The following is a 21073-nucleotide window of genomic DNA, read 5'->3' as shown; positions in this document are numbered from 1 at the left end:
GTCACAGTGTCACTCCGCGGGTCGTCATAACTTGGGACGGTTGATCAGCTTATCGGCATACATGGCGGCGTCGGCGATCGTCAGCAGCGCCGTCGCATCGACGCCATGGTCGGGATATACGGCAACACCGATACTGATGCGCAGGCGATATTCATCGCCGTCGGGCAAGGCGACGGGCCGCGATACACTTTTCTGTATCCGCTCGGCGAGTGCTTCGGGCGCGATGTCGGGGTCGAGCGGGTCGATGATGACGATGAATTCGTCGCCGCCGATACGGGCGGCGAAATCGCCCTTGCGCAGCGTGTCCTTGATCCGGGTCGACAGCTCGACGAGCAGGGCGTCGCCGGCGTGATGGCCGTGATTGTCGTTCGCCGCCTTGAAATTGTCGGCATCGACGAACAGCACGGCAAAGCGTTCCCCGCGTTTGTCGGCCGCCTGGATGCGTAGCGCGAGCTGTTCGTCGAACGCGGATCGGTTCGGCATCGCCGTGAGCATGTCGTGCGAGGCGCGGTGGGCAAGCATCGCCTTTTCGCTTTCCATCGAGCCCTGCCATCCCTGCAGTTCATCGAGCAAGGCGTTGATGTCGCCGCCCAACCGGTCGAGCTCGGTGATGCCGAGCGGCTGTACCCGCTTGTCGAAGCGGCGGTGCAGGCGGACGTCGTGCGCGACGGTCGCGATCTCGTTGAGCGGCTTCACGAGTTCATATTCGAACCGCCGGGCGAGTATGATGGTGCCGAGCGCGGTAACGAGCAGGCAGCCCAGCCCGGCAAGAACACCCAGCCGGACATAGTCGATCAGCGTCGAGCTATCGCCCCAGACTTCGATCCGGCCGATAACCGATCCATTGCGCTGAACGGTCGCGGCAAAGGGACGGGGAAAGAAGATTCGCGTGAGCAGCGGCGCGGGATCGCCGGCGGGTGATGTCCATTCGGAGAGCGGCCGGCCGCGATCGTCGAGAACCCGCAGCCGCGCGATGCCGCGGATCCGCATCAACGGCTCAAGCCCCTCGCGCGCCGCCAGCGGGTCGTTGAAGACCAGCGCCGGTTCGACGCCATAGGCACCCAGCCGCGCGGCCAGTTCCATGTTGCGATCGGCATAGCCTTGCAGTGTCGTGACGCCGGCGAGCAGGATCGTCGCGCCCGAAAGGGCGACGGCGAACAGGGTGATGCCGAAATGAAAGCGCGACAGCAATTTCTGCAACGTCGTGCGCGCGCCCGCGCGCTCGGGCGGACGAGCGGTCATCGTGAGCCCCCGTCGCTGCCGATCTTCAGCACGCGCGGATCGACGCGAACCGTGCCGCGCCCGATCGCGTCGAGATTGGCCGAAAAGCTGACGCTGCCGGTCCGTCCCGTGAGGCAGAACATCGCGCCGTAGCTGCAGCCCGGATCATCGTCGGTGATCGTCAGGACCGGGCGGGCGCGGACCCATGCGATGAGGCGCTGACGGTCGATGACGGGCATCTGGCCAAGGAATATGATATCGCAGTCGCCGCCGCCGATCACGCCCGCGGCGCTCATGTGGCGAACGCTGATCACGGGACCGTCGGGTACGGTCGGCGCGATCCGGTCGGAAAGGCGCGGATCGCCGACGAGGCAGATCGTGCGCGCCGCGCCGGCGCGCTCGCCGGGCCAGCGAGCGTAGCTGATGATGCCGCCGAGGATGCGGTTTACGCCCCGCGCCGAGCCGTCAGCGCCGCTTTCGACGATCGTCTGGCTGGCCGACTGGATCGCCAGCTGGGGCGTCGCGAAAGACGACCCGATCAGGAACAGCGAAACCAGCAACCGACAGCGACCCCTCACCTGCTTCCGGGCATTGATCCTGCTCCCGGAAGGCGGCGTCCGCTAGTCTAAACTGCCCCAAAGTCAAGGAAAAGTGGCGTCATGCGGCCAAATTGCAACAGCCGCCCGGACAAGGGAGGCGTCATTCGGCGCGCAGCCGGTCGGCAAACCCCTTGCGCAGTTTCGTCAGCTTTGGCGGGATCGACGCCATGCAATAGGGATTGCGCTGGCCTTCGCCGTCCCAATAGGCCTGATGATAATCTTCGGCCGGATACCAGGTCGATGCGGGCTCGATGGTCGTCACGACGGGTGCTGGCCGGTCGGCGCCGGCGCGCTCGATGCCGGCGCGCGCGGCTTCTGCCTGCGCATCGTCCAGCGGAAAGATCGTGCTGCGGTACTGCGTGCCGACGTCATTGCCCTGGCGGTTGAGCGTCGTCGGGTCGTGCGTCGCGAAATGCACGTCGAGCAGGTCGCCGTAGGATATCACCGCGGGATCATAGGTGATCCGGATCGCTTCGGCATGGCCGGTGTCGCCGCCGCATACCTGCTTGTAGGTAGGGTTGGGGAGCGTACCGCCGATATAACCGCTTTCGACGCTGTCGATCCCGGCGAGCGACTGGAACACCGCTTCGGTACACCAGAAGCAGCCTCCGGCAAAAATCGCGGTTTCACGGGTCATGGCGTCGATCCTCGAAATGGGGGAAGGGATGCTTTTAGATAAGGCGCCCGCGCACTATTCCAAGGGCGGCGCGGCGGCAATCAAGGGCGGATCGAGCGGTCGTCCCGCCGTGCGCGCGGCATCGATGTCGCGGATTTCGGCCTCGAACAAGGCGACCCGGTCCTGCCAGCGCGGATGCGTGCTCGCCTGAAACAGTGGTTTGCCCTTGCGTTGGCCGAAGCGGGTCCAGAAGCGGACCGCCGCCTGTGGATCATATCCTGCACCGGCGAGCAGCCACACCGACAACCGGTCGGCTTCGACTTCGGTCTGTTTGAACAGCCGCGCGTTGCGGCCGAATTGCTTGCCGAGACCACGGTCGACCCCGGCGGCGTCGAGCCGTGCGCGGTGGCGCAGGACATTATGCGCAAGTTCGTGCGCGATCGCGGCAGCAAGATCCTCATCGTTCGTGGCGAATTCGGCGAGGCCCTTGCTGATCAGCACCAGCCGGCCATCGGCGACCCCCATCGGCCGGTCGATCGCTTCGACACGAAAATCGCTTACGCAGCCGGCGACGGGCGTGATGTCGATCGCTTTCCCGCCGTCCGATATCCGGACCGGCGATTGCGGCAGCCGCGCTGCGAACAGCCTTTCGACCGCCGTAATGCGGGCGAACGGTGCGTCCGTTTCGCCGCGCGGCGCCGCCGCGTCGCCGATTGTGACTACCGGCGTGCCGGTGATCACGCCGGCGACGGCGGCCGGCGAACCGGGGGCTACGGCTGCGACAAAGACGGCATCGTCATCACCGGTGTGATAGGCGGCGCGCGCCGCTGCCCGATCCGTCGCGTCGTAGAGCCGAAGGTCGCCCCACAACCACCCGAACTGCGGCTGCCGGGCGGCGCACCATCCGGCGTTGGCCGTCGTCAACCGGAAGCCGATCGTCGCCACGCGGGTTTCGAGCGCCGCGAGCGTTGGATAGGCGGAATCGCCCGATGATGCCAAGGCGGGGCTGATGCTTGCCGGCCCGATTGCGGACAGGATTGCGATCGAGAGCGAAAGGAGCCGCATCGCGGCGGCTTATCAGCGCATAGCTGACGCCGCCATGAATTTCCCGCCCGCTTCGGGCTCTTGCCTATCGCGCGGCGAGCGCCGATAGGGCGGGCGATGACGAAAGCTTCCTCTCCCCGCCCCGCCGCGCTGGCCCGCTGGCTGTGGGCGGTCGCGCTGCTGGTGATCGGCGTCGTCGCCGTCGGCGGTATCACGCGCCTGACCGAATCGGGCCTTTCGATCACCGAGTGGAAACCCGTGTCGGGCGTGCTGCCGCCGCTGACCGAAGCGGGATGGCAGGCCGCGTTCGACAAGTACAAGCAGATCCCCGAATATAAGGCGATCAACCTCGGCATGACGATCGATGGGTTCAAGGCGATCTTTTTCTGGGAATGGCTGCACCGCATCCTTGGCCGGCTGGTCGGCATGGCGCTGCTGGTGCCGTTCGCCTGGTACGCCTGGCGTCGCGCGATTCCGCAGGGCTATGGCTGGCGGCTGTTCGCGCTCGCCGCGCTCGTCGGGTTGCAGGGTGCGATCGGTTGGTGGATGGTTGCCTCCGGGCTCGAATACCGAACCGACGTCAGCCATTTCCGGCTTGCTACGCATCTGCTTACCGCGCTCTTTCTGCTCGCGGGTCTCGTCTGGACGGCGCGCGACCTTGGCGCTCTTGCACGCGATCCCGGTGCGCGCCCGGCGCGGCTGACGGGGGCGGCCATGGCGATCGTCGCGATCCTGTTCGTCCAGCTTCTGCTCGGGGCGTGGGTCGCGGGGCTCAATGCGGGCTATGTCGCGAGCACCTGGCCCGGCATGAACGGTCATTTCGTACCCGAGGGCATCGACTGGTCGAACGGCACATGGTTCGCGATCACCAACGATCCCTTCCTGATCCATTTCCTCCACCGCTGGTGGTCGTGGATCGCGGCGCTGGCGCTGATCCTGCTGGCTGGCACACTCCGGCGTCGGGGTGAACGGACGGAGGCAACGCTGTTGCTTCTGGTCGTTGCGGCGCAGATGACGCTGGGCATCCTGACGGTGATCACCGGCGTCTCGATGTGGATCGCGGTGTCGCATCAGGTGACGGGCGCCGTCCTCGTCGCGGTGGCGGCGGCGTCGCTCCATCGTCTGGGACGTTCGGCGACTTGATCGGTATCGCGCTGTTGCTGGTCGCTGTGGCAGAGCCCGCCGTGGTGGCTCCGCCGCCGGCCACGGTGGCCCTATTGCCCGCGCAATTTGCGCCACCGATTGATCGGCCGATGACCTATCGCGTCACGACGCGACGCCTGGCCCGCGATGGCAGCATGGCAAGCTATGCGATCGTCTATGCGCTTCGGTGGAATCGCGTCGGGCGCGGCGTCCAGCTTGTCGCGACCTTGCAAAGTGTCGAATCGGACGCGCGGCCCGAGCTTGCCCATATGGTGGCGAAGTTGCTTCAGCCGCTCGTCGGCCAGCCAATGACCTATCTCGTTGCGCCCGACGGCAGTCGCATCGATCTGGTCGATCCCGATGGTCTCTGGCAGCGTGTGTTGGGCAGTGCGCACGATGTCGGGGCGGGCTCGGGGCAGCCCGAGGCGCGGCAAATGGCGGATATCCTCGCCAGCCTGCCCGCTGCCGAGCGTGACAAGCTCGCGACATCGGACATTCGGGCGCTTGTCGCGCACGCTGCTACGCTGCCGCTGGCGGGCGAGGGCGTCACGGTCGAACAGGTCGGCACGCTGAAGACGATCTCGAGACGCCAGAAGGCTGGAGCTGCGGGGCCCCAGCCGCTGGAGATTGACCTGAGCTGGACGGTCGACACGGTGACGGGACTTGTCATGGCCGAACGGCGGCAGAGCTGGATGGGGACCGCGACGGGCGGACGGACGCTGGTCGAAGAGCGCGTCAGGGCGCTCGACCCTGCTGTGTCGAACGGCGAGGTATCATAATACCCGTCAGGAAAGCCGCACGATAGTTGACTTTCGGCGTCGCTTTCGCCATTGGCCCGCTCCGAAGCGCCGCTTCGTCCGTTCGGGACAGGCGGCGTGTTTGTTTCGGGGTGGCCGGCCTGGTTCCGGCGACTCCGGTCCATATCTGTCAAGGAGGTCGCCATCATGAAGGCGCTGACCAAGACGACCCAGTCGGCGAATGCCGGTACGGTCGAAAAGAAATGGGTGTTGATCGACGCCGACGGTCTCGTCGTGGGCCGTGTCGCAACGATCATCGCCAACATCCTGCGCGGCAAGCACAAGCCGTCGTTCACCCCGCACGTCGATTGCGGTGACAATGTCATCGTCATCAATGCGGAAAAGGTGGCGTTCACCGGCAACAAGATGGCCGACAAGCGCTATTACAAGCACACCGGCTATGCCGGCGGCATCAAGGAAACCAGCCCTGCCAAGGTTCTGGAAGGCCGTTTCCCGGAGCGCGTGCTTGAAAAGGCCGTTGAACGCATGATCCCGCGTGGCCCGCTCGGCCGCCAGCAGATGCGCAATCTGCGCATCTTCGCAGGCACCGAACATCCGCACGAAGGGCAGAGCCCCGAAGTGATCGACGTCGCGTCGATGAACCGCAAGAACAAGGTGGGTGCATAATGGCTGACGAACAGACCATGACCGATCTCAAGGATCTCGCCGGCGCCGTCGAAGGCACTGTCGCAACTCCGATTTCCGACGCCCCGCTGCGTGAGAAGATCGTCGACAAGCAGGGCCGCGCCTATGCGACCGGCCGCCGCAAGGATGCCGTTGCCCGCGTGTGGCTGAAGCCCGGCACGGGCAAGATCACCGTCAACGGCCGCGACCAGGAAGTTTACTTCGCGCGTCCGACGCTGCGTCTCGTCATCAACCAGCCGTTCGGTCTGACCGATCGCGTTGGAAGCTATGACATTGTCGCGACCGTCAAGGGCGGCGGCCTGTCGGGCCAGGCGGGCGCCGTGCTGCATGGCATTGCGCAGGCCCTGACCCGTTTCGAACCGACGCTGCGGAGCGCCGTGAAGTCGGCTGGCTTCCTGACCCGCGACAGCCGCGCGGTCGAGCGTAAGAAGTACGGCAAGGCGAAGGCCCGCCGCAGCTTCCAGTTCTCGAAGCGCTAAGATTCTTCCGCCGACGGGCGGAGAAGGGAAGGGCGGTCCGGAAACGGGCCGCCCTTTTTCATGCGCGCGATTATGGTCAGTTCGCGGGTTGCGTTGCGGGTTCCGCCGGGCGCGTCTGCCTGTCCGGGGAGAGGCTGCGCGCGGCATCGACGAAGGGAAGCAGCGTTGCGCCGTGGATGCTGTGCGGATCATAATCGATGCCATCGACGCCGAAGCGGAGTTTTTCCCGCTGAGCGGTAGGAAGGTGAAGCGTCCCGAACAGGCGATCGAATATGGCCAGCGTCGATCCGAAATTGCGATCATGATGGTGCTGATGCACCGAATGGTGGATCTGGTGGTGCGCGGGGCTCAGCAGCCAGCGCCCGGCGCGCCCTGAAAAGCTTATCCACAGATGCGTATGCTGCAAATGGACGAACAAGATGCTGACAAAGAAGGTCAGCGTGTTGAGCGCATACTGGAAATATCCCGGTGTCGCATCGCCGAACAGATGCATCGCCACGACCATGGCCAGACCGCCGCACGCCGCCGCCATATTATAAAAGATGATCGTGTCGATCGGGTGGACGCGATAATTGGTGAGCGGGGTCAGCGATTCGGCAGTGTGATGAACCTTGTGGAACTGCCACATCCAGCCGACGCGGTGGCTGAGGCTGTGGTTCAGCCAATAGGCGAACTCATACGCCACGAAGAGCATGGAGGTCATCACCAGCGTGGCGACCCACGCCGGTACCGAGAACAAGGGTCCCGGTCCGAACCATTTGTCGAAGACGATCGAAAGCTTCGAAGCATACCATCCCCCGGACCAGATCGCCCAGCCGAAGGTGCTCGTAAAGAAGAAGGTGTTGAAAACGAACCAGGCAATATCGGAGCGGCCCGACGTGCTGGCGATGATCCGCCGAGGCAACAGCGCCCGCAACAGCACCCGCGCACGCACGGGCCGGGTCCGGCCGCGCGGCACGGCGAAACGCAGCGTCAGTCCGAGAGCGAACAGCACGCCCATCATCGTGAGCGTCGGTGACACCCAGCTTGCGATAACCACCGAGTTTGATGACGGTTCCATGCGCGCCATCATAGATAATCAACGGTAAACGTGCCCTTAAACCGGGTTTTCCTATAGCAGGTCGAGGCTTCCGAGCCCCAGAGCCTGTCGGGCGGGGCGTTCGGCCATCACCGCGAACATTTCATCGCCACGTTCCGTGCGCTCGACGCTCATCGAGGCAAACACCGCCATGAAATAGCCGCTCAGCGCGCCGATGCGATAGTCGGTCCACAGCGACGCCGCATCGGGTTCGATGCCGCGTTGTCGGAGAGCGGCGATCCAGTGGTCGAAGGCGGGGCGGTCGGCGGCCGCGCGCTCGAACGGGTCGGCGATGCTGGTGCCGACAAGATAGGCAAGATCGGACGCCCCGCTGCCGCGCCCCAGCGTCTGCCAGTCGACGAGCCAACATTGGGTGCCATCGGGCGCAAAGAGGATGTTGTCGATGCGAAGGTCGCCGTGGACGATCGTCCGTGCCGCGGTCTGGCGTGTGAGGTAGGCATCGAGCCGATCGATGATCCCGGCACCGAGGTCGAGGACGTCGGGAGCAAGCCGCCCTGCATAGCGTTCGCGAAAGCCGAGATAGAGCTGCGGAAAGAGCGCGCGGATCACGTCGCCATTGTCCCGCGCAAGCCAGGGTAGCGTATCGAGCCGGGGGTCGTTCCACAGCAGCGCATGCAACCCAGCCGCGGCGTCGATGCACGGGACGAGCCCTGCCAGCCCCAGACCGGCAAGCTGATCCCCCTGTCGCGCCGGCGCGAGGTCGGACAGGATCAGGACGAAGTCGACGTCGTCATCGGCGATGTCAGCATGATGACAATGCGGCGCGGCCACACCGCTGCCCGCCGCGAGTTCGCGATACCAGTTTACTTCCTTGACATAGGTGCCGGTGAGCTTTGCGATGTTGCGGCTCGCCTCGTCGTGGCTCGGGCATTTGGCAACGACGCTGGCCGGGGCTTCGACACCGTCAACCCAATCGAGCGTGAGGCGGAAGCTGTCGCACATCTGTCCGGTGCCGACCTTGCTGGCGGTAAAGCCGCGCAGTGCGGCAGCCGGCCGATCAAGCGCGCCGGCCAGCCAGGCGGACGACATGGCGTCCGGCGACGTCGGAAAGCTCAAGGCGCGGGGTCCATCAGGCCGGCGAGGCCCGTGGGCGTGTGCGGACCGACGAATAATTGTTCGAGGATGCCTACCCCGCGATGCACGCCGTCGCCGTCGGCCAGATCGGCGGTAACGAAAGCCTGGACATGCATTGCGAGCGGGTTGCCCCAGTCGCGCTCCGCCTCGGCCATGCTGTCATGCGAAACCGCCACCTCGGGACCGTGGTCGAGGCCGTGACCCCAGACCGGATGCGTATAGCCGAGCCCGCTCATCGCGAACACGGGGCCGGTTGGGGTCAGGGTCAACGACCGGCCGGCCCCAAGGTCTGCGGTCATCGTCGCGATCCGCCGCGACCGTGCTTGCCAGTCTGCGGTAAAGGTCGCCGCATCGAAATGCCGTTCAACACCGCCATCATCCGCGGCGATCACTGCCCGGCGATTCCACGGGTTGCCGGCGCCGTCGTCGTTGCTGTGAAAGAAGAGCGAACGGTCGCCGAAATTGCAGGGCGTCCAGAGCCAGAAGAATTGGTTGAAATTCCCCTCGGGTGGCGGCTGCGGCTCGCTGGCGCCGACCGGGCGAACGCCCCAACTGCGGTCGCGCGTCCCGGACCAGTCGCTGCCGGCATCGACGCGCCGTCCGTTGACGGCCAGCCAGCCGGCCCACCGGCCGTTCTGCGTCATGCGCGTATAGTCCATGAACAGCCGGGTACCGTTGCGGCGGATAAAGCGCGGTTCCTCGATCGGGAAGTGGCGGCCCGTGAAGGTCAGCTCCGCGGTGAGTGGCCCCTCGTTCGGCGCGATGTGCAGCGTCACCACCTCGAGCGGGACGTCGATGCTGACCGTTATCGGCCCGACCGACAGGTCGAGCCGCTCGCCTCCCGATCGTCGGCTGGCGCGAAGATTATATTGTACGCCGCCCGCAAGCACGCAAAAGCTGGCGTCGACAACGCCGAGCTGCGGATAGAAACCCATCGCCGCGGCAAAGAAGACCGAGCCGTCGGGGCTATAGCCGTTGAAGAAATAGCGGTCGTAGAAGTTGCGGTCCGTGCCGGCGAACGCGATCGGTTCGCTGGACTGGTGCAGCGGGAAATCGTCGCCTTTGGTCAGCATGGTTCCTCACCCCGTTTTTTGTTGCAACCTAACGGGAAGCGGACCGGCGTCAATGCACCGGTGGATCGACCGGCGGTATAGTGCCGACGGGCGCGACGGGATCGCCCGGCGCGCGCGGCGGCAGCGCGTCGGGTGGCACGTCGTCGATCTGCATGTCGGGAGTCGCGACATGGCCGAGATTGCGAACACGGACGTCAATTCCGTGGCCGGCAATCAGGAGCTCGTTGAAGCCGGGAGGCGTCGAACGGATCCGCTGCGACAGCGTACCGGCGCCGATCATGCGGATCGGCCCGGCGGGCGTCTCCTTCACCAGGTCGAAGGCGTCATGCACATGACCTGTCAGAACTGCCGCAACCCCGCGTCGCGCGAGTTCGGTCAGCGCGCGTTCGCCGCCGCGCGTGAGGGCACGACCTTTCGTTCCCGCCTCGACCAGCGGATGGTGCGCGGTCACGAGCGTGACGGTTCCGGCGGGCAGCGCGTCGATCGCGGCGAGCGTCCTGGCCAGTGCGCTCTGTGTCACCCAGCCTTTGGACCAGTCGAGCCGCCATTGTGCGCGTGCGGTGGTCTTGAGCGGCACTACTGCAAGTCCCGCGAGATCGAGCTCGCGTTCGACAAGCCGTTCGATCCCGCGAATGCGGGCGTAGGGTCGGAAGAAGCGCGCGAACGGGTTGAAATAGGGCAGGTCATGGTTGCCGACCTCGACGGTCACCGGAGCATCCAGTGCTTCGATCCACGCGCAGGCCGCCGCGAACTCGTGGCTGCGCGCGCGCATCGTCAGGTCGCCGGTAATCATCACCGCAGCCGGACACTCGACCCGGACGCATTCGGCAAACCACGCCAGCGCGCGGCGATCCTCGAGTCCGAAATGCAGGTCGCTGATATGGAACAGTCGCATCACGCAGTCGCGACGAAATCGACCGCGCTCATCCCCAGACCGAAACGCGCGGGCGATGGCGTTTCGGTGAGTTCGCCATCATATTCGAGGCTGATCGGCGCATCGCTTTCAAGAATGATCGTCTCGCCCGTCGCGATTTCCTCACTGGGACCATTGCGGAAATCGCCGCCGAGCCACGCGAGGCCGTGGCGCAGGACATCCCCCGCGCCTTCGGTCAGGATACCGTCGGCGCGGATGCCACGGGTGGAGGGGGTCAGGATTACGGCCGCATAGCTTTTGTCGTGCCCGGCCACGCGGATACCGGGCGCATTCGTCATTTTGTCCAGCGCGTCGGGCGCGGCGCGGCTGGCCTCGATCAGCCCGTCCTGCCGCATCGTTTCGCGTACTTCGGCCCAGCGCGTCGCGGGGCCGGCAACCACGGTGATGAAGGCTTCGCCGGCGTCGGAGCTCGCCGTTGCAATCGGCCGCCGCCGCCCTTTTCCGGTGAGCGCGTCGGCCAGGATGGCCGGCGCCGGGCGGTCGCCATGGAGCGCTTTCGACAGCAGGTTGAGCGTCCCGCCGGGGAGCGGCAGGATCGCACCGTCCCAACGCGCGGCTCGCGTCGCGGCGGCGTTGATCGTGCCGTCGCCGGTCCAGACGATCAGCAGGTCGATGTTCTGGGTCTTGAGTTCGGTCGCATCGGGAACTTGGGCGTCGGGCAGCTCGAAGATGGTTGCGAGCGGTGCGTTGTGGAGGCGGCAGGCCTCCACAATCGCATCGAAAATGGCGGGGTCATGGCTGCCGCTTTGCGTGTTGCAGACAAGAGCGGGGCGAGTGAACGGGCTGGTCATCGCCTCTCCTACGCACGACAGGGAAAAAGGTGACGGCGAAAACGGTCGGGATGCCTCCCGTCGCCACTCCCGGATGCCGGTTCGCGCGGAACAGGTGCCGGCCGATTGCGGCGGACCATCTTGTTCGCCGCCGCACCTGCCTGTAGGGCGCGGACCCTATGATGGCGCGCAAGCAAGAAGGATCGCGATTGATCAAGTTCCTGATAGTGGCGATTCTGCTTGTCCTGCTGTTCGGCGGCGGTACGCGCCTGATCGTCGCGGGCGGTGCGAAGTCGCTCAATCTGGGCGACCGGCTGCTTGGCGATGGCGATGGGGCGACGCTGCAGGTGGCGGGGCAGCCCTATGGCTCGGGTCCGCGCAACAAGCTCGACATCTGGGTTCCTACCGGAACACGAAAGACCGACCGGCTGCCGGTGATCGTGTGGCTTTACGGCGGCGGCTGGTACAGCGGCGCGCGCGAGGATTATGGATTCGCGGGCCGTGCCTTCGCCAAACAGGGCTTCATTGTCGTGATCCCCGACTATCGCCTTGTCCCCGAAGGACACTGGCCGGACTTTCTGGAGGACAGTGCGGCCGCCGTGGCCTGGACCGATGCACATATCGCGAACTATGGTGGCGATCCTGACCGTATCGCGCTGTCGGGGCATTCGGCGGGCGCCTATAATGCGGTCATGCTGGCGCTCGATCCCAAGTGGATGAAGAGCGCGGGGAGCGACGTTTCGGTTATTCGCGGGGTCGCCGCGTTGGCCGGTCCCTATGATTTTGTGCCGTTCGAAAAGGGCGGCCGCGCGGATGTCGCGATGGGCGATATCCGCCCGATCGAGCGGACACAGCCGATCGCCTTCGTGCGCGCCGATGCGCCGCCGCTGTGGCTGGGACATGGCACCGCCGACGACGTGGTGCGCGTCGGTAACAGCCAGCGACTGGCGGCGGCCATGGGCAAGGCGGGCGGAGCGGTGGCGCTGCGCACTTATGACGGGCTCAGCCACAACGACCTGGTGATGGCGCTGACCGGTCCGCTTTCCTACAAAGGTCCGGTCCTCGCCGATGCGACGGATTTCCTGCGTGGTGCGACCGCGCGCAGGGTATCGCCCGCCCGATGACGCACACGATCCCGGCCCTCGTCATGGCAGGGAGCCGCCCCGGCCCCGACCCGCTATTGAGCGGAAGCGGGGTGTCGACGAAGGCGTTGCTGCCGGTCGGGGGGCTGCCGATGCTCGTCCATGTGGTCCGTGCCCTGCGGGCGTCGCCGCTGGTCGGGCCAATCACGCTTCTCGCCCAGAACAGTGCCGAACTGGCTGCGCAGCCTGACCTTGCAGGCATTGCCGATCTGCATTTTTCGGATTCGGGACAGGGGATCAGCAGCTCGCTCGCCGCCGCGCTGCCACCAGGCGACGACCCGGTGCTGGTGACGACGGCGGACAATGTGCTGCTCACGCCATCGATGATCGCCGAATTCCTTGCTGGCGCCGAGGAGAGCGATGTTGCGGTCGCGATGGTCGAAAAGAACGTCCTGCTGTCGCGCTATCCCGAATCGAAGCGGACCTGGCTCAAATTCCGCGGCGGCTGGTGGTCGGGCGCGAACATGTTCCGCTTGCGCGGTCGCCGCGTGCTGCCCTTGCTCGATTTCTGGGGCCGCATCGAACGCGACCGGAAGAAGGGGCTGAAGATCATTGCTGCGTTCGGGCCGTGGCTGCTGCTTGGCGCGCTGCTTCGCCTGTTCACGATTCAGCGGGGCATCGCGCGCGCGGGCTTGCGTTTCGGCTTGAAGGCAAAGGTTGTGTCGATGTCCGAAGGCGAGGCGTGCATCGATGCCGACAAGCCCGTCGATATCGAATTGATCGAAAAGATTTTCGCGACTCGTCAGGCCGCCGCGAGCGCCTGATCGACGGCGGCAGTCGCGAGCGCCAGTTCTTCCTCATAGGGAATCGTCGCATCGATATCGATGATCGGCGCGCCATTGAACGTCAGCAGCGGTACCGTTTCGACCTTGCGCGTGATCAGTGCGCGGTCGTGATCGGGTTTGCGCGCCATCACGGTGTCGACATCGACGTGCAGCCGGATCACGAGGGTCGGCACAAAGACGGCCATTTCAGCGTAGAGGGAATGTTCCTCCGCCTGCATCGCGGCGAGGCGCGTGTTCGTCGCGCGGCCGGCCAGGATCGCGCCGTCATGGAGGCCGGGCACTTCGATTTGCGGATAACGGTCGGTGACGATCGTCACCCCGGCGCGGCGACGGTCGAGCAGAGTTTCGAACTTCGCGCGGCGCTTGCGTGACTTGTTCAGCGCATAGCGCGCGGCGAGAACGCCGGGGATCGGTTCGCCGGGTTCGCGCAGCCGGTCGGCGATGCCGTCGAGGAAGCGGTGCAACGGCGGGCCGATGATCGGCCAGCGCCCGATGCGCCTCCCCTGCTCACCCGAGCCGAGGCCGAGATAGCCGCTTTCGGCGTCGCGCGTCTGCCGGACATGCGCGAGCAGGTCTGCCGACAGGGTCGACTTGCCGGACCCGTCGCTGCCGACCACTGCGATCAGGGGAGCGAGATCGCTCCCCCTCCAATCGTTGGCGAGCATTTTGCTCGCCATGGGCCTCAGCTCAGTTCCTTGAAGAAGCCGATCATCTTCAGCCCCCCGATAATGAAGCGGACGACGACGAGTGCGCCGAAGGCGTAGACCCAATTCCACTGCGCGGGGGTCAGCGCGTCGAAATTGAAGTCGAGGCGGGCGAACCAGGTCAGGAACACGGTCGTCGCCAGCAGGAACAGCTTGTTCTGTTCGCGCCAGATCATCCGTTTCCACCAGAAGGGATATTTGGGCTTCACCCAACCGTGCAGGCGGGGGAGCAGGGCGGGGACATCCTTCGCCCATTCGGCGTGCGCCGCGCCGAATTTCTCACGCAGATACTCTTCCTCATAGATCGAGATGCGTTCGTAGATCAGGATCGCGAGCAGGAAGACGATTGCGCCGAACACCCAGCTTCCCGACAGCATCGCAAGGCCGGTGAAGTTCAGGATGCGGCCTACGTAGAGCGGATTGCGCACAAGGCTGTACGGACCGGTGGTGTTGAGTTCGCTTGCCTCGGCAGCGACCTTGGCACGGCCCGAGGTGCCGAGTGCGGCCCAGCCGCTGGTAAAGACGCGGACGATCGCGCCGGCGCTCGCGACGCCAAGCGACAGCCAGAACCAGGCGCAGTCGCCGGACGCGGTCCGGAACGGACCCCAGTCCTTGCTGCACCACGCGATCAGCACCGAAATCGCGATGGTGATGTAGATATAGGTGCCGCGAATGAAGAAGAGCCGCTTGCCGCTGCGGGCGAGTTCTTGCTGATACATAGGATTCCGCCTGTTTGGCCGCACGTGCGGCAAATTGAGTGGCGACGTCTCTAGCAAAGTTTGCGGCCAAAATAAGACCCTCTGTCTTGTCGTCATCGCGGCGCAGGCCGGGACCTCATCCTGTCAGCGCGACGCGCCGGAAAGATCCCGGCTTTCGCCGCGATGGCGGATCAGGAGATCAGCCTCAGTTTCCGTCCCGTCTTGCCGAGCGAGGCCCGGTCGGCGTGCGGAAGGGCGAAGCGGAGCGACGACCAGATCGCCGCAACGGCGATGGCGACGATCAGCGGCAGCGCGACCGGGTCGGGCAGGCGGCTGACAAGCAGCGCGAGAGCGCCGGCGGCGAGGGTAATCATCAGTCCGCGCAGCGCCACCACCGGAAATTGATGATCGAAGGGATGAAGTCGTTCGCCGACCGCAAGTTGCAGCATCGGGATGCCCGCCATCACGACGAGCCCCATCGACATCGCCAGCGTCACCCCCGTCAGCTCGTCCATTCGGCCGACGATCAGCCAGCCGGCCGCGATCGCGACGATGACGCCCAGGATCGCAGCGGTAAGCTGGTGACGGAAGGCCGCGACGACCTGAAGCACCGGCTGCGAGATTCCCAGAACGGCTTCCAGCGCACGCGCGAAAAGCAGGATGATCACGGCCCCCTGCGCGATATGCGCCTGCGCACCGAACAGGCTGAGCAGCGACGAACTTCCCGCCGCGAGGACCGCGGCGAGCGGCAACGCGATCGCCGAAATGAGCCGGGTGGCATAGGCGTAGATTTCGGCGACCTGCGCGCGGTCCTCGCGCTCGGCGCTCGCGGCCAGCGGTGCCATCACATAGACGAAGGCGATACGGACAAGCTGGACCACGCTCGACAGCTTGCGTGCGATCGTGAACAGCGCCGATGCGCTCGCCCCGGCGGCGCCGGGCAGCAGCAGGTTGAGGATCAGCGCCGGCGCATCGCCAAACAGCCGCGCGATGATATTCGACGGCAGGATCGACAGGCCGGCCCAGAAGGTATGGCGTTCGATCTCGCTGCCGCGCCCGCCGCGCCACAGGTCGGCGAAATTATAATAGCGGGCGAGCAGGCGGATGCAGAGCGCGGCGGTGATCGCCAGCGAGCAGAGATGCGCGATGAAAAGCCCTTTGAGTCCAAGCCCGCCTGCGAAGAACAGGCCTGCGAACACCAGCCGCATGATCTGTTCCCATACGATACGGAGACGGATTTCGGCGCCGAACACCATGCGCGCGCGCATCGCCGACGTCGCGACCTCGACGAACGCCCACAGGGGTAGCGCCCAGACGAAAAGCTGGATGGCCGGCACGACGACCGGCCGGTCGTGGGCGGCTACATTGAGGAACGGCGCAAGGTCGGCCGCAAAGATCGCGATCAGGGCCGCCACGACAAGGCAGGGCCCGACGCCAAAGAGCATCGCCGTGCGCAGCGCGGCGGCGGCTTCGGCGTCGCTTGCCGATTGCGGCACAGTGCGCTGCATCGCGCTCGTCATGCCGAGGTCGAAGATATTCTCCAGCAGGTTGATCGTCGCCCAGAGCACGGCGTAGAGTCCATAGCCCGCGAGCCCGAACATCAGAACGTACAGCGGCTGTGCCACGATCTCGACCACCGCGCCCAGTCGTGCGAGCACGGTGGTGCCAAGCCCCTTCGCGACGCTGCGGCTGGTGACGGTGGGCTGGGCGGTCTCTTCGCTCATGTTTGGCGCCCCTAGCGGTTCGACCGCCCGCCCGCCAGCGGCTTTCGCATTTGCGAACATCACCCCCTTGTCGAGTCTTTCAATCGGGTCTAGTCCGCTCGCGACTGCATATAGGGGAACCTGCGACATGGCCGAATTCCGCCTGCCCAAGAACAGCCGCCCGGAAAAGGGCGGCACGGTCCACAAGGCCGAGGGCGCGACGAACGTCAAGAAGTTCAAGGTCTATCGCTACAACCCCGACAGCGGCAGGAACCCCTATTTCGACACGTTCGAGATCGATACCGACAAATGCGGTCCGATGGTGCTCGACGCGCTGATCAAGATGAAGAGTGAGCAGGATTCGACCCTGACCTTCCGCCGCTCGTGCCGTGAGGGAATCTGCGGCAGCTGCTCGATGAACATGAACGGCAAGAACGGCCTGGCCTGCACGACCGCGATTGAGGATCTGAAGGGTGACATCCAGATCACGCCGTTGCCCCACATGGAGGTCATCAAGGATCTCGTTCCCGACTTCACCCATTTCTATGCGCAATATGCGTCGATCGAGCCGTGGCTCAAGACCAAGACGACGACGCCCAGCGGCAAGGAACGCCTTCAGTCGCCCGCAGAACGCGAAAAGCTCGACGGTCTGTACGAGTGCATCCTTTGCGCCTGCTGCTCGACAAGCTGTCCCAGCTACTGGTGGAACAGCGACAAGTTCCTGGGCCCCGCGATCCTGCTGCAGGCCTATCGCTGGCTGGCCGACAGCCGCGACGAATATACCGGCGAACGCCTCGACGAGCTGGAAGATCCTTTCCGCCTCTATCGCTGCCACACGATCATGAACTGTTCGAACGCCTGCCCGAAAGGTCTGAGTCCCGCCCGCGCGATCGCCGAGATCAAGAAGCTGGAAGCCGAGCGGCAGGCCTGATGCGCGGCTGGCGGCTGGCGCTGGTCGCGCTGGCGCTTGCCGGTTGCGCTGCTGAGCCGAAGGTCGAAAGCGTCCCGATGCCGCGCACCTATGCGCATGGCATCGGCGGTGCGACCTTCCTGATCGGCGGCAGCTTTGCGCCGGGCGGTTCGCCCGATGGCAACAGCCTGATTATGTACGGGCCGGAGGGCGCCTTTCTGATCGATAGCGGGCGCCACGCCGCGCACCTCTCCCTGATCCGGCAAGGGTTCAGCGGGATCGGCATGTCGCCGGTCGCGATTATCAATACGCACTGGCATCTGGACCATGTCAGCGGCAATCTGGCGCTGAAGGCGGCGTTTCCGGCTATCAAGGTCTATGGCACGTCGGCGATCGACGGCGCGCTCACCGGTTTCCTCGCGGAGAGCGCGAAAGCGTCGCGCAAGGCTCTTGCCGAAGGCGCCATTCCGGCAAGTGCGGTCCCCGATGTCGAGGGCGATCTGGCAACGATTGCGCGCGGCGACGAACTCAGGCCTGATATCGTCGTCGACGAGTCTCGCGACATAGCCATCGCCGGACGCCCGCTGTCGCTGCGCATTGCGCAACATGCAGCGACCGAACGCGATCTCTGGATTTATGACGCGGCCGAACGGCGCGCGATTGTCGGGGATCTGGTGACTGTGCCGGCTCCGTTTTTGGACACCGCTTGCCCCGAAGGCTGGCTGAAGGCGCTCGACGAGGTGGCAGCTTCAGGCGCTGTCGAGGTCATCCCGGGTCACGGTCCGATCATGCCGATCGCCGATTTCGGCATCTGGCACCGTGCCTTTTCCGACTTTGTCGCTTGCGCGCGGGGCGTTGGCGCGCTTGAGAGCTGTTCGGCCGGCTGGCTGGCTGGCGCTGCGAAATGGATCGGCAACGACACCGCGCGGGCCAGGGCGATGGCCGACTATTATGGCGAGCTCATTCGCTCGAGGAAACTGGACGGATATTGCAGGGCATGAACGACGGAATCGAGGAGCCGAAGCGGCGCGAGAATTTCAGCGCCGAAGAATTGGATGATGGCTGGGTTAGCTGGAATCTGAAAGATCCGACCCGATTCAATGCCTTTGTCGAACCATTGTCGGTACGCGCCGAGCGTCCGACCGAGGACGGGCGCCCGCGTGCCCGCGTCCGGATGCTTCCAACTCGCAAGCACAGCAACCTCGGCGACAATGTGCACGGCGCAGTGACGCTGGCGCTCGTCGATATCGCGCTGTTCGCCGCGTCGCACCAGTTCGGGTCGCTCGATGCCGGCCATTCGGTGACGCTCGACCTCTCGACGCAGTTCGTCGGCGCGGGCCGGATCGGCGAGCCGCTCGATGCGATCGTCGAGTTGGTGCGCGAGACCGGCCGCCTGATTTTCCTGCGTGGTCTTGTCGTGCAGGGTGAAGGCGACCGCCACATCGTGCTGACGTTCGCGGGCACGATCCGCAAGGCGAGCAAGAAGTGACGGGGGTTCTCGCGGCCTATGACGCGCTCGTCGCGGGCGGCGAGCTCAAACCCGATGCCGAGCAACGCAGCGCCGCTGAACGGCTGGCGCGTTTGCAGGAAGAACTGGAAGCATCGCCGCCGCGTGGCAGTTTGCTCTGGCGCATCGCGGGACGAAAGCCCGAGAGCCCGCGCGGCGTCTACCTCTGGGGCGCGGTCGGGCGCGGCAAGTCGATGCTCATGGACCTGTTCTACGACCAGTTGAAGATCGAACGGAAACGGCGTGTCCATTTTCACGCCTTCATGCTCGACGTTCATGCCCGGATGCGCGAAGTGCGCAAGAGCGAGAGCGGCGATCCGATCCCGCAGGTCGCGGCGTCGCTGGTCGAGAATGTCCGCTGCCTCGCGTTCGACGAGATGGTTGTCAACAACAGCGCCGATGCGATGATCCTCTCACGGCTGTTCACGGCGTTGATCGACAAGGGCGTGACGGTGGTCGCGACCTCGAATCGCCCGCCCGCGGACCTTTACAAGGATGGGCTCAATCGCGAGCATTTCCTGCCGTTCATTGCGCTGGTGGAGGAACGGCTGGACGTGATGAGCCTTAACGGCCCGACCGACTATCGCCGCGATCGCCTCGGTGATGGCGCGCGCTGGTTCGTGCCGGCGGACGATGTCGCGAGCGCGGCGCTTTCCGCCGCCTTCTTCCGTCTGACCGACTATCCGCCCGAGGACCGCGCGCATGTCCCGACGCTCGACCTTGACGTCGGCGGCGGGCGGACGCTGCATGTGCCCAAGGCCCTGAAGGGCGTCGCGGTGTTTTCGTTCAAGCGGCTTTGCGCCGAGGCACGCGGTGCGTCGGACTATCTCGCGATCGCGCGGCATTTTCACGCCGTCATCATCGTTGGCATTCCGCGCATGGGGCCTGAGAATCGCAACGAAGCGGCACGCTTCGTGACGCTGATCGATGCGCTCTACGAATATCGGGTGAAGCTGCTGGCCAGTGCGGCCGCGATGCCCGACGACCTGTATGTAGCGGGCGACGGAGCATTCGAGTTCGAGCGCACGGCAAGCCGTCTGTCGGAAATGCAGTCGGACGAATATCTGGCGCTAGGCCATGGCCAGCACGACGCCGCCTAAGATCTTGCCCCAGCGCGACGAGTTCACCGTCACGGCGATGAGGTCGCGGACATAGCGCACTTCGTGCGCAAGATGCCCGACCCCCTGTTCGACGACCCGTCGCAACGTGCGCAGCGGCCGGGGCGCGGCGACCTGAATCCGGCCCGCGCGGCGTGTCGGGGCGGGAAGGCCCGCGAACCCGGCGGTGCACACGCGCGGATCGTCCGCTACCGCGCGGCACAATGCCTCCATCCTTGCGATCGCGAGGCGGTTCGGCACCTTGCGATCGCGGCTGAGCAACTCGAAACTGTGGCTGAAGGCCGAAAACTGGATCGCTCCGCTTGCGGCCGCATGGTCGATCGCATCGCGCATCTCTTCCTCCGACATGGCGCAGAGCTGAGCCGGACGAAAGCGGTGGGCGCGATCCATCAGGCCGCTGACCGGCACCTCGCAAACGCCGGCATGGTCGCGCATGCCGATATCGCCGGCATCGAGCGAAATGTCGCAGCCGTGCCCGCGATAGGCGGCGTTGAAGCTGCTGTCGAACCGGAAACCGAGCGCGGCCAGCGCGCGCAGCGTATCGTCGTTGGCGCCGAAATTGCCCGCGCGAAACGCCGTCGGTCGCGGCGCCCCCGCGCCGGTCAGGATGTCGCGGGCAAGACCGATGAGCCGCTTCTGCGCGGCCAGCGGGAAATCGCCGATATTCCGCCCGGTCAACCGTCCGACCGGGTTGAACTTCGCGAAGGCCAGCCATTCGGTGTGGAGATGCAGTTGAACCTCATGTCCGCGCGCGACGATCGGTCGGACGATCTCGTCGATGATTGCCGGACCATAGACGAGCGCGGGCATCGGATCGACGAAATAGACGCCGGTCAGGCCGTGGCGTTCGAGCATGTCCATCTGGAACAGGATGCCGAAATCGCCGTCGCGGCAGCGGCCGAGAATCGAGCTTTCAAAATTGGCGCGCGCATCGGCACCGCGCTGATACAGACCGGCGGAGAGTTCGGTGTCAAAGCTGATGAGCGCCCGCGTCACATCGGGACGCTAGCAG

23 protein-coding genes are annotated in these 21073 nt (G+C 65.4%); 10 read left to right on the top strand and 13 right to left on the bottom strand.

The genetic code is table 11. From position 1 onward, the window contains the following. Positions 1–24 precede the first annotated feature (24 nt). The 4 genes from JNM03_RS04875 to JNM03_RS04860 all read right to left on the bottom strand — a co-directional run bounded on the left by JNM03_RS04875 (position 25) and on the right by JNM03_RS04860 (position 3501). On the bottom strand, positions 25–1242 hold the full coding sequence (locus JNM03_RS04875) for a diguanylate cyclase (protein WP_294034862.1): 1218 nt from the start codon (positions 1240–1242) through the stop codon (positions 25–27). Beyond that, on the bottom strand, positions 1239–1799 hold the full coding sequence (locus tag JNM03_RS04870; RefSeq protein WP_294034860.1) for a YfiR family protein: 561 nt from the start codon (positions 1797–1799) through the stop codon (positions 1239–1241). The genes JNM03_RS04875 and JNM03_RS04870 overlap by 4 nt, the downstream gene beginning before the upstream one ends. Positions 1800–1920: 121 nt before the next feature. After that, a complete protein-coding gene (msrA, locus tag JNM03_RS04865; RefSeq protein WP_294034859.1) occupies positions 1921–2457 on the bottom strand; it encodes a peptide-methionine (S)-S-oxide reductase MsrA in 537 nt (178 codons plus the stop codon). 54 nt (positions 2458–2511) lie between these two features. Continuing rightward, entirely contained in the window at positions 2512–3501 is a 990-nt protein-coding gene (locus JNM03_RS04860) for a M48 family metallopeptidase (protein ID WP_294034858.1), read from the bottom strand. 96 nt (positions 3502–3597) lie between these two features. On the opposite strand from JNM03_RS04860, the gene JNM03_RS04855 reads away from it, so the two are divergent. From JNM03_RS04855 to rpsI, 4 genes are all read left to right on the top strand, one after another. Next, positions 3598–4623, top strand: a complete 1026-nt coding sequence (locus JNM03_RS04855) for a COX15/CtaA family protein (protein ID WP_294034856.1) — start codon at positions 3598–3600, stop codon at positions 4621–4623. A 110-nt stretch (positions 4624–4733) separates the two neighbouring features. After that, complete coding sequence (locus tag JNM03_RS04850) at positions 4734–5402, top strand: hypothetical protein (RefSeq protein WP_294034854.1); 669 nt, start codon at positions 4734–4736, stop codon at positions 5400–5402. Between the two features lie 165 nt (positions 5403–5567). Next, positions 5568–6047, top strand: coding sequence for a 50S ribosomal protein L13 (rplM, locus tag JNM03_RS04845; RefSeq protein WP_294034852.1), 480 nt, complete (start codon positions 5568–5570; stop codon positions 6045–6047). Further along, entirely contained in the window at positions 6047–6544 is a 498-nt protein-coding gene (gene rpsI, locus JNM03_RS04840) for a 30S ribosomal protein S9 (RefSeq protein ID WP_294034850.1), read from the top strand. Before rplM ends, rpsI begins: the two co-directional genes overlap by 1 nt. Positions 6545–6620: 76 nt before the next feature. Here rpsI and JNM03_RS04835 read toward each other — a convergent pair whose 3' ends face one another. From JNM03_RS04835 to JNM03_RS04815, 5 genes are read right to left on the bottom strand one after another with little or no spacing between them, the layout of a single operon-like run. Next, on the bottom strand, positions 6621–7604 hold the full coding sequence (locus JNM03_RS04835; RefSeq protein ID WP_294034848.1) for a sterol desaturase family protein: 984 nt from the start codon (positions 7602–7604) through the stop codon (positions 6621–6623). Positions 7605–7655: 51 nt separating this feature from the next. Beyond that, on the bottom strand, positions 7656–8672 hold the full coding sequence (locus tag JNM03_RS04830) for a phosphotransferase (RefSeq protein WP_294034847.1): 1017 nt from the start codon (positions 8670–8672) through the stop codon (positions 7656–7658). A 23-nt stretch (positions 8673–8695) separates the two neighbouring features. Continuing rightward, positions 8696–9790 carry a hypothetical protein gene (locus tag JNM03_RS04825; protein WP_294034846.1) on the bottom strand — a complete coding sequence of 365 codons (1095 nt, stop codon included), beginning with the start codon at positions 9788–9790 and terminating at the stop codon, positions 8696–8698. 49 nt (positions 9791–9839) lie between these two features. Then, the gene (locus JNM03_RS04820) at positions 9840–10685 is read right to left on the bottom strand and encodes a metallophosphoesterase (protein WP_294035332.1); all 846 of its coding nucleotides are present in this window, start codon (positions 10683–10685) and stop codon (positions 9840–9842) included. Continuing rightward, on the bottom strand, positions 10685–11515 hold the full coding sequence (locus JNM03_RS04815) for a diacylglycerol kinase family protein (RefSeq protein ID WP_294034845.1): 831 nt from the start codon (positions 11513–11515) through the stop codon (positions 10685–10687). The genes JNM03_RS04820 and JNM03_RS04815 overlap by 1 nt, the downstream gene beginning before the upstream one ends. A gap of 188 nt (positions 11516–11703) precedes the next feature. Between JNM03_RS04815 and JNM03_RS04810 the strand changes: the two genes are divergently transcribed. Beyond that, complete coding sequence (locus JNM03_RS04810) at positions 11704–12618, top strand: alpha/beta hydrolase (RefSeq protein WP_294034844.1); 915 nt, start codon at positions 11704–11706, stop codon at positions 12616–12618. Continuing rightward, on the top strand, positions 12615–13400 hold the full coding sequence (locus JNM03_RS04805) for a nucleotidyltransferase family protein (RefSeq protein ID WP_294034843.1): 786 nt from the start codon (positions 12615–12617) through the stop codon (positions 13398–13400). Before JNM03_RS04810 ends, JNM03_RS04805 begins: the two co-directional genes overlap by 4 nt. Here the strand turns inward: JNM03_RS04805 and JNM03_RS04800 are convergent. From JNM03_RS04800 to JNM03_RS04790, 3 genes are all read right to left on the bottom strand, one after another. Next, positions 13379–14098 carry a hypothetical protein gene (locus JNM03_RS04800; protein WP_294034842.1) on the bottom strand — a complete coding sequence of 240 codons (720 nt, stop codon included), beginning with the start codon at positions 14096–14098 and terminating at the stop codon, positions 13379–13381. The genes JNM03_RS04805 and JNM03_RS04800 overlap by 22 nt on opposite strands. A gap of 5 nt (positions 14099–14103) precedes the next feature. Then, complete coding sequence (locus tag JNM03_RS04795; RefSeq protein ID WP_294034841.1) at positions 14104–14844, bottom strand: isoprenylcysteine carboxylmethyltransferase family protein; 741 nt, start codon at positions 14842–14844, stop codon at positions 14104–14106. A gap of 170 nt (positions 14845–15014) precedes the next feature. Next, a complete protein-coding gene (locus tag JNM03_RS04790; protein ID WP_294034840.1) occupies positions 15015–16547 on the bottom strand; it encodes an oligosaccharide flippase family protein in 1533 nt (510 codons plus the stop codon). Positions 16548–16674: 127 nt separating this feature from the next. Here JNM03_RS04790 and JNM03_RS04785 point away from each other — a divergent pair, with 127 nt between their 5' ends. The 4 genes from JNM03_RS04785 to zapE are packed head-to-tail and all read left to right on the top strand — an operon-like array spanning position 16675 to position 20043. Further along, positions 16675–17457 (top strand): succinate dehydrogenase iron-sulfur subunit, encoded by a 783-nt coding sequence (locus JNM03_RS04785; protein WP_294034839.1) that lies wholly within the window; start codon positions 16675–16677, stop codon positions 17455–17457. After that, positions 17457–18437 carry an MBL fold metallo-hydrolase gene (locus tag JNM03_RS04780; RefSeq protein ID WP_294034838.1) on the top strand — a complete coding sequence of 327 codons (981 nt, stop codon included), beginning with the start codon at positions 17457–17459 and terminating at the stop codon, positions 18435–18437. Before JNM03_RS04785 ends, JNM03_RS04780 begins: the two co-directional genes overlap by 1 nt. After that, positions 18434–18925 carry a PaaI family thioesterase gene (locus JNM03_RS04775; protein ID WP_294034837.1) on the top strand — a complete coding sequence of 164 codons (492 nt, stop codon included), beginning with the start codon at positions 18434–18436 and terminating at the stop codon, positions 18923–18925. Before JNM03_RS04780 ends, JNM03_RS04775 begins: the two co-directional genes overlap by 4 nt. Beyond that, the gene (zapE, locus tag JNM03_RS04770) at positions 18922–20043 is read left to right on the top strand and encodes a cell division protein ZapE (protein ID WP_294034836.1); all 1122 of its coding nucleotides are present in this window, start codon (positions 18922–18924) and stop codon (positions 20041–20043) included. The genes JNM03_RS04775 and zapE overlap by 4 nt, the downstream gene beginning before the upstream one ends. On the opposite strand, the gene JNM03_RS04765 is transcribed toward zapE, so the two are convergent. Then, positions 20014–21057 (bottom strand): hypothetical protein, encoded by a 1044-nt coding sequence (locus JNM03_RS04765; protein ID WP_294034835.1) that lies wholly within the window; start codon positions 21055–21057, stop codon positions 20014–20016. The two genes, zapE and JNM03_RS04765, sit on opposite strands and share 30 nt — an antisense overlap. Positions 21058–21073: the final 16 nt, after the last annotated feature.

The organism is Sphingopyxis sp. (genome assembly GCF_016793825.1).
Lineage (GTDB): Bacteria > Pseudomonadota > Alphaproteobacteria > Sphingomonadales > Sphingomonadaceae > Sphingopyxis.
This window is presented reverse-complemented; position numbering and strand designations above follow the sequence as displayed.

Bases quoted from the DNA above. Each gene is read 5' to 3' on its own strand.
- JNM03_RS04875 (WP_294034862.1), bottom strand. From the start codon at position 1,242: ATGACCGCTCGTCCGCCCGAGCGCGCGGGCGCGCGCACGACGTTGCAG.
- msrA (WP_294034859.1), bottom strand. From the start codon at position 2,457: ATGACCCGTGAAACCGCGATTTTTGCCGGAGGCTGCTTCTGGTGTACC.
- JNM03_RS04860 (WP_294034858.1), bottom strand. From the start codon at position 3,501: ATGCGGCTCCTTTCGCTCTCGATCGCAATCCTGTCCGCAATCGGGCCG.
- JNM03_RS04855 (WP_294034856.1), top strand. From the start codon at position 3,598: ATGACGAAAGCTTCCTCTCCCCGCCCCGCCGCGCTGGCCCGCTGGCTG.
- JNM03_RS04850 (WP_294034854.1), top strand. From the start codon at position 4,734: ATGACCTATCGCGTCACGACGCGACGCCTGGCCCGCGATGGCAGCATG.
- rplM (WP_294034852.1), top strand. From the start codon at position 5,568: ATGAAGGCGCTGACCAAGACGACCCAGTCGGCGAATGCCGGTACGGTC.
- rpsI (WP_294034850.1), top strand. From the start codon at position 6,047: ATGGCTGACGAACAGACCATGACCGATCTCAAGGATCTCGCCGGCGCC.
- JNM03_RS04835 (WP_294034848.1), bottom strand. From the start codon at position 7,604: ATGGAACCGTCATCAAACTCGGTGGTTATCGCAAGCTGGGTGTCACCG.
- JNM03_RS04830 (WP_294034847.1), bottom strand. From the start codon at position 8,672: ATGTCGTCCGCCTGGCTGGCCGGCGCGCTTGATCGGCCGGCTGCCGCA.
- JNM03_RS04825 (WP_294034846.1), bottom strand. From the start codon at position 9,790: ATGCTGACCAAAGGCGACGATTTCCCGCTGCACCAGTCCAGCGAACCG.
- JNM03_RS04820 (WP_294035332.1), bottom strand. From the start codon at position 10,685: ATGCGACTGTTCCATATCAGCGACCTGCATTTCGGACTCGAGGATCGC.
- JNM03_RS04815 (WP_294034845.1), bottom strand. From the start codon at position 11,515: ATGACCAGCCCGTTCACTCGCCCCGCTCTTGTCTGCAACACGCAAAGC.
- JNM03_RS04805 (WP_294034843.1), top strand. From the start codon at position 12,615: ATGACGCACACGATCCCGGCCCTCGTCATGGCAGGGAGCCGCCCCGGC.
- JNM03_RS04800 (WP_294034842.1), bottom strand. From the start codon at position 14,098: ATGGCGAGCAAAATGCTCGCCAACGATTGGAGGGGGAGCGATCTCGCT.
- JNM03_RS04795 (WP_294034841.1), bottom strand. From the start codon at position 14,844: ATGTATCAGCAAGAACTCGCCCGCAGCGGCAAGCGGCTCTTCTTCATT.
- JNM03_RS04790 (WP_294034840.1), bottom strand. From the start codon at position 16,547: ATGAGCGAAGAGACCGCCCAGCCCACCGTCACCAGCCGCAGCGTCGCG.
- JNM03_RS04785 (WP_294034839.1), top strand. From the start codon at position 16,675: ATGGCCGAATTCCGCCTGCCCAAGAACAGCCGCCCGGAAAAGGGCGGC.
- JNM03_RS04780 (WP_294034838.1), top strand. From the start codon at position 17,457: ATGCGCGGCTGGCGGCTGGCGCTGGTCGCGCTGGCGCTTGCCGGTTGC.
- JNM03_RS04775 (WP_294034837.1), top strand. From the start codon at position 18,434: ATGAACGACGGAATCGAGGAGCCGAAGCGGCGCGAGAATTTCAGCGCC.